The sequence below is a fragment of the Chryseobacterium herbae genome (assembly GCF_025154075.1).
Classification (GTDB): domain Bacteria; phylum Bacteroidota; class Bacteroidia; order Flavobacteriales; family Weeksellaceae; genus Chryseobacterium; species Chryseobacterium herbae.
The window spans coordinates 199,139-213,056 of the sequence record NZ_JAOAMU010000003.1; the positions used below are offsets into that span (position 1 = coordinate 199,139).

13 protein-coding genes are annotated in these 13,918 nt (G+C 38.2%); 6 read left to right on the forward strand and 7 right to left on the reverse strand.

From position 1 onward, the window contains the following. Positions 1-42: 42 nt before the first annotated feature. Genes coaE through ruvB form a run of 4 tightly spaced genes read right to left on the reverse strand, consistent with a single transcriptional unit; the run spans position 43 to position 3,203 of the window. Positions 43-672 carry a dephospho-CoA kinase gene (gene coaE, locus N0B48_RS10885; RefSeq protein WP_259838831.1) on the reverse strand — a complete coding sequence of 210 codons (630 nt, stop codon included), beginning with the start codon at positions 670-672 and terminating at the stop codon, positions 43-45. Positions 673-681: 9 nt separating this feature from the next. Continuing rightward, positions 682-1,548 carry an MBL fold metallo-hydrolase gene (locus tag N0B48_RS10890; protein WP_259838832.1) on the reverse strand — a complete coding sequence of 289 codons (867 nt, stop codon included), beginning with the start codon at positions 1,546-1,548 and terminating at the stop codon, positions 682-684. A gap of 14 nt (positions 1,549-1,562) precedes the next feature. Beyond that, on the reverse strand, positions 1,563-2,174 hold the full coding sequence (locus tag N0B48_RS10895; RefSeq protein WP_259838833.1) for an FMN-binding negative transcriptional regulator: 612 nt from the start codon (positions 2,172-2,174) through the stop codon (positions 1,563-1,565). A gap of 6 nt (positions 2,175-2,180) precedes the next feature. Further along, on the reverse strand, positions 2,181-3,203 hold the full coding sequence (gene ruvB / locus N0B48_RS10900) for a Holliday junction branch migration DNA helicase RuvB (RefSeq protein ID WP_259838834.1): 1,023 nt from the start codon (positions 3,201-3,203) through the stop codon (positions 2,181-2,183). Between the two features lie 174 nt (positions 3,204-3,377). Between ruvB and N0B48_RS10905 the strand changes: the two genes are divergently transcribed. From N0B48_RS10905 to N0B48_RS10930, 6 genes are all read left to right on the forward strand, one after another. After that, positions 3,378-3,746 (forward strand): four helix bundle protein, encoded by a 369-nt coding sequence (locus tag N0B48_RS10905; protein WP_259838835.1) that lies wholly within the window; start codon positions 3,378-3,380, stop codon positions 3,744-3,746. Positions 3,747-3,794: 48 nt separating this feature from the next. Then, positions 3,795-5,021 (forward strand): imidazolonepropionase, encoded by a 1,227-nt coding sequence (gene hutI / locus N0B48_RS10910; protein ID WP_259838836.1) that lies wholly within the window; start codon positions 3,795-3,797, stop codon positions 5,019-5,021. Between the two features lie 3 nt (positions 5,022-5,024). Beyond that, a complete protein-coding gene (locus N0B48_RS10915) occupies positions 5,025-6,122 on the forward strand; it encodes a DUF695 domain-containing protein (RefSeq protein WP_259838837.1) in 1,098 nt (365 codons plus the stop codon). A gap of 248 nt (positions 6,123-6,370) precedes the next feature. Further along, entirely contained in the window at positions 6,371-8,383 is a 2,013-nt protein-coding gene (locus tag N0B48_RS10920) for a BCCT family transporter (RefSeq protein WP_259838838.1), read from the forward strand. 139 nt (positions 8,384-8,522) lie between these two features. Then, on the forward strand, positions 8,523-9,446 hold the full coding sequence (hutG, locus tag N0B48_RS10925) for a formimidoylglutamase (RefSeq protein ID WP_259838839.1): 924 nt from the start codon (positions 8,523-8,525) through the stop codon (positions 9,444-9,446). Positions 9,447-9,796: 350 nt separating this feature from the next. Then, a complete protein-coding gene (locus tag N0B48_RS10930) occupies positions 9,797-11,089 on the forward strand; it encodes an aldehyde dehydrogenase family protein (protein ID WP_259838840.1) in 1,293 nt (430 codons plus the stop codon). 176 nt (positions 11,090-11,265) lie between these two features. Here the strand turns inward: N0B48_RS10930 and pyk are convergent, their stop codons facing one another. The 3 genes from pyk to rnc are packed head-to-tail and all read right to left on the reverse strand — an operon-like array spanning position 11,266 to position 13,916. Then, positions 11,266-12,711 carry a pyruvate kinase gene (gene pyk / locus N0B48_RS10935; RefSeq protein ID WP_259838841.1) on the reverse strand — a complete coding sequence of 482 codons (1,446 nt, stop codon included), beginning with the start codon at positions 12,709-12,711 and terminating at the stop codon, positions 11,266-11,268. Then, the gene (locus N0B48_RS10940) at positions 12,704-13,177 is read right to left on the reverse strand and encodes an IPExxxVDY family protein (RefSeq protein ID WP_259838842.1); all 474 of its coding nucleotides are present in this window, start codon (positions 13,175-13,177) and stop codon (positions 12,704-12,706) included. Before N0B48_RS10940 ends, pyk begins: the two co-directional genes overlap by 8 nt. Next, complete coding sequence (gene rnc / locus N0B48_RS10945) at positions 13,155-13,916, reverse strand: ribonuclease III (protein ID WP_259838843.1); 762 nt, start codon at positions 13,914-13,916, stop codon at positions 13,155-13,157. The genes N0B48_RS10940 and rnc overlap by 23 nt, the downstream gene beginning before the upstream one ends. Positions 13,917-13,918 lie beyond the last annotated feature (2 nt).

Here is a 13,918-nt window from a genome sequence, read left to right on the forward strand (position 1 = left end):
AAATAAAAAAACCTCGCTAGAGCTATTCTAACGAGGTTTCTTTTATTCAATACTGAAGATGATCCGTTCGGTCTGTTCCTTAAGATCCTCCAGATTGGTATTGTTGTGAATAATGCAGTCTGCCAGTTTGATTTTATCCTTTTCAGACATCTGTTTTTCCATGACGGATTCTACTTCCCGGTAGGTTTTTCCGTCTCTGTCCATTACTCTTTTTGCTCTGATATTATCTTCGGCAGTCACCAGAAGAGACTTATAACACTGTCTGTTCAGCTTTAATTCAAACAACAATGCTGTTTCTTTAAAGACTAGATATTTCGTCTGTATTTTCAGCCATTCTTCAAAATCGATCTTTACAGCAGGGTGTATGATTTCATTTAATTCGTGCAGCTGTTCCTTGTTGTTGAAAACCTTTTCTGCGACAAATTTTCTGTCATAAAGGCCGTTGGCGTCATAAGCTTCCTCACCAAGGAGTTCTTTGATCCTGATCTTTAAGTCTTCACTTTCATTCACGATCATTTTTGCTCTGTCATCGGAATAATAAACCGGGAATCCAAACTCTTCAATGAAATGGGCTACGGTCGTCTTTCCTGAACCTATACCACCGGTAAGCCCGATGATCTTGGGTGACGGTTCCGGTTCTGCTTTCTGGGTCTCTGAATGTAATTCTTCCATAATCAAAAATTAATATCCAAAAACATCATTAAAACTGTGAATTTCGTCCAATCTTACTCCCTTTTCAGTCATCTTAAGACTGGCTAGTTCATTATGGGCATCGTGCTCAAAGAACAGTAAATATTCATTATCTACGCACTGTTTCAGGAATTTCCCTTTCTCTTCCACGGTAAGAAGAGGTCTTGTATCGTATCCCATCACATAGACCTGGTTGATGTGTCCTGCAGTAGGAATAAGGTCTGCTGCGAAAACAATCGTTTTTTCCTGGTACTGGATCACCGGAAGCATTTGTTTTTCCGTGTGTCCGTCTACAAAGATTACATCCATTTTCAGATCAGGAGCAAAACCGTAATTTCCTGTTGTAGGAAGAGGCAGGAAGTTCAACTGTCCGCTTTCCTGGATCGGAAGAATATTTTCCTTCAGGAAACTTGCTTTTTCTCTTGGATTCGGTTCTGTAGCCCATTTCCAGTGGTTTTCATTAGTCCAGAACTGTGCGTTTTTAAAAGCCGGTCTGTAACCGGTTCTGTCGTCATTCCATTCGATAGCGCCACCACAATGGTCAAAGTGAAGGTGCGTAAAGAATACATCCGTAATATCTTCTCTTATGAAACCGAATTTCTTTAAATTTTTATCAAGATTGTCATCTCCCCAAAGCGAATAATGCCCGAAGAATTTATCATCTTGTTTATTGCCGAGACCACAGTCCACAAGGATCAGTTTCTTGCCGTCTTCTATAAGCAGGGATCTTGTTCCCAGTTCAATCAGGTTTTTTTCGTCTGCAGGATTCGTTTTTTCCCACAAACTCTTTGGGACGACTCCAAACATGGCACCGCCATCCAGTTTAAATTTTCCACATTGTATTGGATATAGCTTCATATATATTTTGATTATTATTTCTTTATTAATTTCATCTTTTCAGCGATCTTCCTTCCGTTCTCATCCGAATTTTCCAGTTCCGAAATGATATTTTGAAAATCATGATCCTTTCTGTTCTGAGAAAGTTTCTGCTTGATGGATATTTCTGTCGGAAATATTTTCATTCCGAAAGCACCTTTCATTTCCTTTTCCACAAATTCGCGTCCCATATCTTTTACCATCATCGGACATTTCTGGAAATTTTCATATTTGGAAGTTAATTTTTCCAGATGACTATACAGTTCTTCGTTATTCATGAGTTGCACTTTTCCATGAATCTGCACCGCTTCATAATTCCATGTCGAAACATTGATATGATCATACCAGCTGCTCGAAATATAGGCATGAGCTCCCAGGAAATCACACAGCACTTCATCTCCGTCCTTTATGGTCTTTGCCTGAGGATTGGCTCTGGAAATATGAGTTTCCACATACATATTCTCAGGATCATCTTCATTGAGCATCATCATAGCATGAGTCGCCCTTATTTTTTCAACCGAAGAAATAAGTAAGGCAAAGGCATTTTCCCTGATGATTTCTTTCATCAGATCATGATCTTCGCTTCTGTATAATTTGGGAATAAACATATGTTATTAAAATAATTCTCCGGGACTTCTTGGTCTGGTTATGTTTAAATGCTGATAAGCTTTGTCAGTTACTTCTCTTCCTCTTGGCGTTCTGATAATGAATCCTTCCTGAATCAGAAACGGCTCATAAACCTCTTCCAGCGTTTCAGGATTTTCAGCAATTGAAGTCGCCAGCGCGGAAATTCCTACCGGTTTTCCTTTGAAATTTTCAATCATGACACGCATGATTTTATTATCCATTTCATCTAAACCGAATTCATCCACGTTAAGAGAATTCAATGCATATTTTGTAATGTTGATTTCAATTTCTCCGTTCCCTTTGATCTCAGCAAAATCACGGACTCTTCTTAACAAAGCATTCGCGATTCTCGGCGTTCCACGGCTTCTTCTTGCAATTTCTATGGCTGCATCTTCATAAATTTTAATGCCTAAAACCCTCGAACTTCTCTGAATGATCATCGATAAAAGCTCAACAGAATAATATTCAAGTCTGCTTTGAATACCGAATCTGGCCAGCATCGGCTTTGTTAGCATTCCGCTTCTTGTGGTAGCTCCCACCAGAGTAAAAGGATTCAGCCCGATTTGAACACTTCTTGCATTAGGTCCGCTTTCGAGCATAATATCTATTTTATAATCCTCCATGGCAGAATACAGATATTCCTCTACGATAGGAGACAGACGGTGGATCTCATCAATAAAAAGAACGTCATTTTCCTCCAGATTCGTCAGTAAGCCGGCTAAACTTCCCGGTTTGTCAAGAACAGGACCGGAAGTGATCTTACAACCTACACCAAGTTCATTCGCGATAATATTGGCTAAAGTGGTTTTACCCAGACCCGGCGGACCATGCAAAAGAACATGATCAAGGGCACCACCACGTCTTTTGGCAGCACTTACAAAAACTTCAAGGTTTTCCAAAGTTTTTCTCTGCCCCGCAAAGTCCTTAAAACTCTGGGGACGGATCTGCTCCTCCTGCATAAGCTCTTCATGCGAGTAGTTTTCCTTATCTGGATGTAAAAAATCTGGCATTAATTCATTTCATTTACCTCAAAGATAACAAATTTAGACTAAGGTTAAGGTTTAGACTGAGAAATTTCAGGGATAGAAAAAAGGCTGAGATAGAGGCTGAGGTAAAGGCTAACTTGGATTTAGAGGATTAATATATTTTAAGTATTTTTGAGAGGAAAAATTATAAATGACGATTTGATAAAAGATTTTACCGAAATGCCGGTTTGGCAAAAAGCAATGGATATTGCCGAGCGGTGTTTCCTTATATCTGCTGACTTACCTAAAAAGGAAGATTATGCACTCACTTCGCAACTGAGAAGATCTGCGCAAAGTATTCCTGCCAATATTGCTGAAGGTTTTGGGAGAAGAAGTGCCAATGATAAAAGCAGATTCTACGATATTTCCAGAGGGTCAGCATTTGAAACGAAAAGCCACCTGATATACGGAAACAGAGTAAAATATTTTTCAGAAAACGATTGTTTAGAAATACAAAAATTGATTGATGAAGTGATATTCGATTTAAATAAAATTACGAACTATCTCAAAAATAATAATCAGTCTTAACTTAATCTAAACTCAACCTTAGCCTTAACCTTAACCTAAACTTTATCAATGAAATTAATAGGACCCTTTAAACAGATTGTAACCTTAGCAGACCTTCCACTGAGAGGGAAATTATCTGATGAACAATTACAAGTTATTACGGACGGAGGAATTGTAGTGAATGACGGCAAAATTCAGAAAATCGGAAACTTCGAGGCATTGAAATCTGAAAATCAGAATGTAGAGATTGAAACCATTGAAGGAGAGCAGATTGTTCTTCCCGGGTTTGTAGATGCCCATACCCATATCTGTTTTGGAGGAAACCGGGCCAATGATTTCGCGATGCGTAATGCAGGGAAAACCTATCTTGAAATTGCAGAAAGTGGCGGTGGAATCTGGAGTTCCGTACAGCATACAAGAAATGCCTCAGAAGAAGAACTGCTTAGAACTTTATTAGAAAGGATCGCGTTTCTTTTATCATTGGGAATTACGACGATTGAAATAAAAAGCGGTTATGGATTAGACGTGGAAAACGAGCTGAAAATGCTTAGAATTATAAAGAAAGCACAGGATCAGACGAAAGCTAAATTGGTTCCTACGTGTCTTTCCGCACACCTGAAGCCAAGAGATTTTGAAGGAAGCAATACAGAATATCTCAACTACATCCTTACCGAAATTTTACCCAAAGTAAAAGAAGAAGGATTGGCTCAGCGTGTAGATATCTTTATCGAAAAATCTGCGTTCCAGCCGGAAGAAAGTAAAGATTTTCTTCTTAAAACTAAAGATTTAGGTTTTGATATTACCGTTCATGCAGACCAGTTTACACCGGGAAGTTCAAGAATTGCCGTGGAAGTAGGAGCGAAGTCTGCAGACCATCTGGAAGCAACTATTGACGAAGATATTGAGTTTTTAGCACAATCAGATACTGTGGCTACAGCACTTCCGGGAGCAAGCTTAGGATTAGGCGAAAAGTTTACTCCAGCCAGAAAATTACTGGATGCCGGAGCGATTGTAGCCATCGCCAGTGACTGGAATCCGGGTTCTGCACCGATGGGAAATTTAATTACCCAGGCTTCCATTTTAGCCACATTTGAAAAATTAACGACCGCTGAGGTATTGGCCGGAATGACTTTCCGTGCTGCCTATGCATTAGGTCTTGAAGACATAGGAAAGCTGGAAACCGGTAAAAAGGCAGATTTTGTAACTTTTAAAACCGATAATTTCCAGAACGTTCTGTACAATCAGGGAAGTCTGAATGCAGAGCATGTGTATATCGGTGGAACTCAAATTCATTAGAGTATGGGGATTTTTGATAAGATTCTGGGTAAAAAACAGCCGGAAAAAGAAACCAGAACCTATAAAGAGTTTTGGGATTGGTTTTTGACCAAAGAGAAAACATTTTTTGAAGTGGTTAAAAACAGAGAACATATTGAAGGACAGTTTTTTGATGTTATGGCTCCGGAGCTTTCCAAAATACATGAGGGGTATTATTTCCTCTCGGGAATGTCTGATGACCAAACGGCAGAGCTTATCATTACGGTAGAAGGCGAGATTAAAAAAATGATTTTTGCGGAGGAACTTGTTGCCGCTGCTCCAAAGATGGAACGCTGGAAAATAACTTCCCTTAAGCCAGAAACAGATATTGAAAACGTAGGAATCCGGATGAATGACTGCGAGTTCACAAAAGATAATATCTTCTTTTACTCCAATGAAATAGACGGATATCCGGATGAGATAGATTTGGCATTCGTCTATAATGATCTGAATGAGGAAAACAGAGGTTCAGCCACAACAGGAATCTGTATTTTCCTGGATAATTTCTTAGGTGAATTGAATTTCGCCACTCAGATTGATACTTTCAGTGTAATTGGTAAAAATGAAGCTGAACAGGAACTTATTCCGATAGAAAAGTTAAAAGAATTTCTTCTCTGGAGAGAAAGGGAGTTCACGGAAAAGTATAAAGATATGAAGATGTTGGAAGGTGAAGATCAGTTTTCCCTTCTTGAAGCCACTTTGGAAAACGGGATGCCGCTTATGGCTACTGTGAATGCTTCTTTACTGAAATACAATGCAAAAGCTTCGTATCCATGGATCTCGGTGCTGAAGATTTCTTACGACGGAAACAGGAATGATGGTTTCCCGGAAGAAAAAGATTACAATACGATGAACATCATCGAAGATTATGCAGCAGAAGTTCTGACTCCTGACAATGGCCATCTGTACATCGGGAGAGAAACGGCAGACAGCTGTAAAAGTATTTATTTTGCCAGCAAAGACTTCAGACAACCCTCAAAAGTCTTTGACCAGATCATAAAAGACAACCCTCAGTATAAAATTTCACTCGAAATTTATAAAGATAAATACTGGCAAAGTTTTGAACACTATAACGTCAATTAAAGCAGATTTTATGTGGGCTGGGACAGGCGAATGAGACCGAATCCCAGCCTTGATTTTTATTTTTTTATATAAGTTTCCTTATATTGTGCCCCCGTTACTGTTCAATCTTTGAAGAAAACAGTAACTTTCTATAGTTCTTAAGTACACTCCTTGATAAGGAAAATAAAGCAGTCATATTATTCTTTGAGTACTTCAGCCAGGGCTATGCCAGGTGTCTGTCAATATTAAAATACGAAAAAATAAAGGTGATGAAATTTAAAAATCTAAAGTCTACTTTCAACAAAGGTGTTACTATTCCAAGTCTCATTTTTATTATCGGAACATGTTTTCTTTCGGCTCTTTATCCTAAACCCACGGAAAATATTTTAAACGGGATTAAGCAGTTTATATTTGTTAATCTGAATTGGGTGTATGTCTGGGCGGTCACTTTGTTTGTGGTCTTCTTGGTTTACCTGCTCTTCAGTAAATATGCGAATATAAAGTTGGGAGCCAACGACAGTAAGCCGGAATACTCCTTTTTTTCCTGGATTTCAATGCTGTTTGCCGCAGGAATGGGAATCGGGCTGATTTATTTTAGTGTAGCAGAACCTATGCAGCACTATTCTTCCGAAGTTTTTGCCGATAATCATTACGTAAGCAGAGCCAAGCAGGCACAATTATATACGTTTTTTCACTGGGGAGTTCATGCCTGGGCTATTTATGGAGTCGTAGGACTTTCTTTATCATACTTTGCTTATCGTTACAGACTGCCGCTTTCCTTACGAAGCTGTTTTTATCCATTGCTGAAAGATAAAATTAATGGTAAATGGGGAAATGCCATTGATGTATTTGCACTATGCTGTACTTTCTTCGGATTGACCACGACTTTAGGATTTGGAGTAGTGCAGATCAGTTCAGGATTAAATATACTTCATATCACCGCAGAAAACAGTTTTACCAATCAGGTGATTATTGTGATCAGTCTTATTGCTCTTTCTGTTTTTTCAGCGATTAGCGGAGTAGATAAAGGGGTGAAAATTTTAAGCAACATTAATGTAATGAGTGTCATTGTACTCTTACTTTTTGTCCTGATATTAGGACCGACGGTCTATCTGATAGGAAGTTTTACGGATGGATTGGGAAACTATATCAATAATTTTTTCAATCTTACTTTCAATACCCATGTTTACGAGAAAAATGCATTGCCATGGTTTTATGACTGGACTATTTTATACTGGGCGTGGTGGATTTCATGGTCGCCTTATGTAGGATTGTTTATCGCACGAATTTCAAAAGGACGTACCATCAGGGAATTTATTCTCGCAGTTTTAGTTCTCCCTACATTGTTCAATTTTATCTGGATGTCTGTATTTGGAAACAGTGCCATCTGGTTCGATTTAAATGTAGCTAATGGAAAACTAAGTCAGCTGGCGTCCGATCCTGATGCATTGATGTTCCGGTTTTTAGAATATATGCCTTTGTCAACCCTGACCGGATTTTTTGTTATTGCCATCATTATTATTTTCTTTGTGACCTCCGCCGATTCGGGAATATTTGTCATGAACAGCATCGCTACTAAAAATTCCACTAAATCTCCGAAATGGCAGATCGTATTCTGGGGTATTTTACTCGCCGTGCTTTCCCTTTTACTGTTAAATGCTGGAGGATTAAAAGCACTCCAAAGCATGACTTTAATTACGGCATTGCCCTTTTCAATCATTGTCCTTTTATTTATAGTAAGTCTGATGAAGGGACTGATCATTGACCAGAAATATTATGATACTAATTTTTCTGCTTCAACCGTTCCCTGGTCAGGAGAATTTTGGAAAGAGCGTTTAAAAAATATTGTCTCCTTTAAAGATAATTCGTCAGTAGATCATTTTATTCAGGTTAAAACAAAAGAAGCCTTTACAGATCTGCAGCAAGAATTTGCAGCTAATGGAATTGAAGCGCAAATAAACCATTACGAAAATCCTGTCAGAACAGAAATAGAAATCCACCAGGGAGTCGTCAATAATTTTATCTATGGCGTTGAAAATAAGGTGAAAACCGTTTCCGAATACATGATCAATGAAGAAAATCTTCCCGATCTGGATGATAAGAAAACCCACTATCCAAGATCCTATTTTGGAGATGGAAGAGAAGGCTATGACGTTCAGTATTTTACAAAGAATGAACTCATTTCTGATGTCCTCAAGCATTATGAGCGGTTCCTGGAAATTGTTTCGGAAGAGCGCAATGAAATGTTCATCAGCAGTAATGCCAATCAGGGGAAAGAATAACCTGAAAAAGCACATTTTTTGGAATGACGGATGTCATGGAACACCGTTGAAATTGAATACAGGTGCGTTTTAATATGTAAACAATATTATTTAGATTTACCGGATAAAACGATGTCATTAAAAATTTAATTTAAATTCTATGTTTCAGGACACTTGGCAAGGCAGATTAGACGGAGAAGAACTTCTTTTCCACAGAATATTTCAGAGAGTTAAAGAAGAACATAATTACGACCATATTGCTGCAGATGATTTTGTCCTGCATGGTTTTGCGGTAGACGAAGGAGTAAGAAGAAATAAAGGACGTCAGGGGGCAAAAGATGCTCCGGATGTGATCCGGAAAAATATGTCTAATTTCCCGGTGATCCGTCCTGATTTTTCTCTTTTGGATTTCGGAAATGTAACCTGTGAAGATGGCGATCTCGAAAGCACCCAGAACAGCCTTGCTAAAAATGTATCCAAAGTATTGCTGAAAGGTGGAAAATCAATTGTTTTAGGTGGCGGTCATGAAGTAACGTATGCCCATTATTTAGGCGTAAAAACAGCTTTTCCGGAACAGAAAATAGGGATAATTAATATCGATGCTCATTTTGACAACAGACAGCCTGAAGAAGGAGTCGGACCAAGCTCAGGAACCGGATTCTGGCAGATCGCACAGGAAGGACAGATCAACTCACTGCATATCGGAATTCAGAGAAATTCAAATACCCTGAAACTCTTTGATACAGCCCATCAGTACGGAATGAAATACATCCTTGCAGACGAACTCTTTTTTGAGAATCTTCCTTCGATTTATCAGCGCATCGATGAACTTACGGAAAGTGTAGATTTTATTTATCTTACCATCTGTATGGATGTTTTCAATGCATCAATCGCTCCAGGGGTTTCCGCTTCCGCATATAATGGTATCTTTGCAGATACGCCTTTTATGCATTTGTACAGGCATATTTTAAAAAGCAAAAAACTCATAGCACTGGATGCAGCAGAAGTCAATCCTTCCCTTGATATTCAGGAAAGAACGGCGAGGCTTGCTGCGTGTCTTGTGAATGAATGGTTTATGATCTAGATAGAAATTATAAACCCATAGAGCATTTTGAATTCTCGTATTTCGGAAATAAGTGAAACGCTCTTGTTTATCTTAGTGTAAAGAAATCAGAATCAATTTTGTCTTTCTTTGCGTTTAATAATCACAAGGTAAAAGAAAGGCATTTCATTTAAAAAAGTAAAACAAAAAGATACTGCTAGTTATCAGATATTTAAAATTACTTTCAAAATATACAGAAGGTTATATTATTTCGATAGAGAAAATCATTCCTTTATTTAGCCTTTAAGGAACAAAATTTGTTACTTTCACGGTGCTTTTTAGAATAAAGGCATTAAAAAATTCATTTTTGAATTTAAAACAGAAATTAGATTATGGAACAGTTAATTGAAAATAAGCTTATTAAAGCAGATAAGACATTTTCAGAATGGAGAAAAGTACCGTTTGAAGAAAAGCAGAAGCTGATCGCAAAAGCGGCAGAAATTTTAAAGAATAATTCGGAGAAATTTGGCAGGATCATCACGACAGAAATGAATAAACCTATTTCAGAGTCGATTGCTGAGGTTGAAAAATGTGCATTAATGATGAATTATTATGCAGATGCTGAAAATATTTTAAAACCCGAAAAAGTTGAATCTGAATTTTCTTATTCTGAAGTTCATTATGTTCCGAAAGGTGTGATTTTAGGAGTAATGCCGTGGAATTTTCCTTTCTGGCAGGTACTGAGATTCGCTACACCAGCAATTTTGGCTGGAAATACCGTAGTTCTGAAACATGCTTCCATCTGTTTCGGAAGTGGAAATGCTATTGTAGAAGTTCTTTTGGAGGCAGGTTTTCCGGAAGGTGTTTTCCAGAATCTGGAAGTGGGGCATCAGGCTGTAAAAGAAATTCTTGAACACGATGCTGTAAAAGGAGTAAGTCTTACAGGTAGCGGAAAAGCGGGTGGAGAAGTAGCTTCTATTGCCGGTTTAAATATTAAAAAATCTTTATTGGAATTAGGTGGAAGTGATGCTTTCATTATTTTCGATGATGCAGATTTAGATGCAGCAGCAAAAGCAGGAGTGAAATCCAGACTTCAAAATTGCGGACAAACCTGTACTGCCGCTAAAAGATTTATTATTGATGAAAAAATTGAAGGTGAATTTTTACCGAAATTCATTGAAGAATATAAAACGTATGAAGTGGGAGATCCTTTAAATAAGGAAACTAAATTAGCGGGAATGGCAAGACCGGACCTCGCTGATGAGTTGGAAGCTCAGTTCAACCGCGCACTGGAAAACGGTGCTGAAATTATTATTCCTTTGGAAAGAATTTCTGAAAATGAATTTAAACCCGGTTTAATTCGTGTTCAGGAAGGAAATCCTATTTTAAAGGAAGAACTTTTTGGCCCTCTGGGAATGATCATGATTGCTAAAAGTGATGAACAGGCTTTGCAAATGGCGAATGATATTCCTTTTGGACTTTCAAATTCCGTTTGGACGAAGAAAACAGACCGTCAGTTATTTTTTATTGAAAACCTGGAATCAGGAACGGTCAATATCAATAGAATGACGAGCTCAGATCCGCGTTTTCCATTCGGTGGAAGCAAAGGTTCGGGATATGGAACGGAGTTGTCTTTATTGGCTTTAAAAGAGTTTGTGACGGCAAGAACGATCGTGGGGAACTAGTGATAATGTACAATGTAAAAAGTATAATTGTAAAAAGTAAAATGTACAAAGTATAATGTAAGTTTACGGTTATCAATATAAAAAATCCCGGAAATAGATATTTTCGGGATTTTTTGTATGCTGGTCAAAAAGTAATTTTGCTTATTGCTTATTGCTTATTGCTTATTGCTTATTGCTTAAACTGTTGTCAGCCTAAGTGTATTCGTTTTTCCGCCTTCGTAAGATGGAGTAGCATTGATGTTGATTACAAAATCTCCGCTTTCGATATACCCATGGTTGTGAGTCAGCATATTCACCTGAATGATCGTCTCATCCGTAGACTTTTTCATGTCATAGTAGTAAGCATGAACGCCCCAAAGAAGGTTCAACATGGTGATCACTCTTCTGTTTCCACTGTATACAATGATCTGAGAATTCGGTCTGTGAGCGGCAAGCTGGAATGCTGTATATCCTGAGTGCGTCAATGTAACGATTGCAGAAACGTTAGTAGTTTTAGCAATTCTTACAGCTGCAAGACATACTCTGTTCGTGATAAATCTTTCGTCGATGCAGTTGTAATCTTTTTCCATAGGCTCATTTTTATGTTGGTAAAAATGAGTGGTCTCGATATTCTTTACAATTTTCGTCATGTTTTCAACGACCTGAATCGGATATCTTCCTACAGAAGTTTCTCCTGAAAGCATTACGGCATCAGCACCATCCAATACAGAGTTGGCAACGTCATTTACTTCCGCTCTGGTAGGCGTAAGACTGTTGATCATAGTTTCCATCATCTGTGTAGCGATAATCACCGGCTTTGAATAGAATCTTGCCTTCTCTACCAAAGTTTTCTGGATAGCAGGAACTTCTTCCATCGGAACTTCCACACCAAGGTCACCACGGGCAACCATCAGTCCGTCACATTCCAATAGAATTTCGTCAATATTTTTAACGCCTTCCGGCTTTTCAATCTTAGCAATGATCGGCGTTTTGAATTTTCCGTTCGGATGGCTGTCAATCAATTTTTTCAGGTCAATGATATCCTGAGCATGACGTACAAAAGAAAGTGCAATCCAGTCAACCTCCATGTCAAGCATGAAATTGGCATCCTGAATGTCTTTTTCCGTAAGAGCAGGAAGAGATACATTGGTATTTGGCAGGTTCACCCCTTTCTTGGAACTTAGAGGTCCCCCTTGAATGGTCTTTGCTTTTACCGTATCTATTTCGTTGGTTTCAATAACTTCCAACATCAGTTTTCCGTCATCAATAAGGATTTTCTCCCCAACTTTTACGTCCTGAGGAAACTGCTGGTAGGTCATGTAAACCTTAGTAGAATCTCCCTCTATTTTCTCATTCGTAAAGGTAAGGATATCACCAGGGTTCAGGTAGGAACCTTCTTTTACAACGCCCACTCTCAGTTTCGGGCCCTGAAGGTCTCCTAAGATCCCTATAGAATAGCCATATTCCTGATTAAGCTCTCTGATAATTTCAATATTATTTCGAACTAAGTCGTAGTCTGCATGTGAAAAATTTATTCTGAAAATATCAACACCCGCTTTCATTAGTCCTAACATTACCTCCTTCGATGATGAAGCAGGCCCTAGTGTTGCAATAATTTTTGTCTTCTTTAAATACTTATTCATAATATTGGATAATTTGATAAAGTTCCTCTTCAGAACTCAGTGTATAGTCTTGTATCGGAAATACAAGATTTTCCGGGAGCAAAATTACGGAAAAATCAGGAATTTGTTCCGATGTATGCAGAATATATTCCACATCTACCTGATTATTTAATAAAAATTTAATGTTTTCTTCTTCTGTGAAGAGCTCGGTCTGCAGTTTTTTTTGCTTACTTTCCGAAGACCGGTTTGAAATGAACGTAAAACACGTTTTCGTAAACTTATGGTAAGCTTCAAATCTTGGAAAAAAGTAGTCGTAATAAGCCCCGTGAATGATCACATCTTTTTTTCGGGAAAAAGCGAGGCCGTTGATTTGATTAATCTTGTAGAAAAACTCATGAGCAGGTACATCTTTTGCTAATCTTACCAATCCTATGGCAATATCTTCAAATTCTATATCGTCTAGATCATAAAGTTTTTGGATTTCCAAGTATGTTTTCTTTTTTGTTTAAAATATAAAATGCTCTCTGCGCTGCCTTTTCTTCTGCCTTCTTTTTGGAAGTTTCCGTCGCATTGGCGATTTTTTCTTCTCCCAGCCAGACATGACACCTGAAGACGATTGCTTTGTTAGCCTGAACTTCTTCGCAGGTTTCGTATTTTATATTTACTTTTTTCTTCTGGCTCCATTCAAGCAGAAGGCCTTTGTAGCTTACAATTTTATTTTCAAGCTTATTAATTTCAGAAGGCGTCAGTAATCTTTCCAGAATGATCCTTTTACAGGCGTCATACTGGAAGTCCAGATAAATGGCACCAATAAGTGCCTCAAATAAATTTCCGGAGATATTTTCGCCCAAGGCTGCGGATCCCTGCTTCTGCAAGAGATCGATAAGCTTCAGGTCTTCACCTAATTTATTAAGATTCTTCCTATTAACAATTTTAGATTTCATCTGTGTGAGATATCCTTCGTTGGCCTGAGGATAAGTCTGGAACAGATGACAGGAAATAATTGTACCCAAAACAGAATCTCCCAAAAATTCAAGTCGTTCGTAATTACTGTCTTGATTTTTAGAAGAACTTTTTAAAGAAAAAGCTTCCCGGTAAAGAGCTATATTCTGAACCTCGGCGCCCAGCATTTTTTTCAGCTCGGTACTGAGGAAATAGTCTCTCTCCGTTAATTTTCTTTTTCTTTGTCTGAGAAGGAATTTAGAAAAGTATTTCTGTAACTCCATTC

Excerpts from the sequence above, each read along its gene's own strand:
- hutI (WP_259838836.1), top strand. The coding sequence starts at position 3,795 with ATGAAATTAATAGGACCCTTTAAACAGATTGTAACCTTAGCAGACCTT.
- N0B48_RS10890 (WP_259838832.1), bottom strand. The coding sequence starts at position 1,548 with ATGAAGCTATATCCAATACAATGTGGAAAATTTAAACTGGATGGCGGT.
- N0B48_RS10920 (WP_259838838.1), top strand. The coding sequence starts at position 6,371 with ATGAAATTTAAAAATCTAAAGTCTACTTTCAACAAAGGTGTTACTATT.
- coaE (WP_259838831.1), bottom strand. The coding sequence starts at position 672 with ATGGAAGAATTACATTCAGAGACCCAGAAAGCAGAACCGGAACCGTCA.
- hutG (WP_259838839.1), top strand. The coding sequence starts at position 8,523 with ATGTTTCAGGACACTTGGCAAGGCAGATTAGACGGAGAAGAACTTCTT.
- rnc (WP_259838843.1), bottom strand. The coding sequence starts at position 13,916 with ATGGAGTTACAGAAATACTTTTCTAAATTCCTTCTCAGACAAAGAAAA.
- ruvB (WP_259838834.1), bottom strand. The coding sequence starts at position 3,203 with ATGCCAGATTTTTTACATCCAGATAAGGAAAACTACTCGCATGAAGAG.
- N0B48_RS10930 (WP_259838840.1), top strand. The coding sequence starts at position 9,797 with ATGGAACAGTTAATTGAAAATAAGCTTATTAAAGCAGATAAGACATTT.
- N0B48_RS10895 (WP_259838833.1), bottom strand. The coding sequence starts at position 2,174 with ATGTTTATTCCCAAATTATACAGAAGCGAAGATCATGATCTGATGAAA.
- N0B48_RS10915 (WP_259838837.1), top strand. The coding sequence starts at position 5,025 with ATGGGGATTTTTGATAAGATTCTGGGTAAAAAACAGCCGGAAAAAGAA.
- pyk (WP_259838841.1), bottom strand. The coding sequence starts at position 12,711 with ATGAATAAGTATTTAAAGAAGACAAAAATTATTGCAACACTAGGGCCT.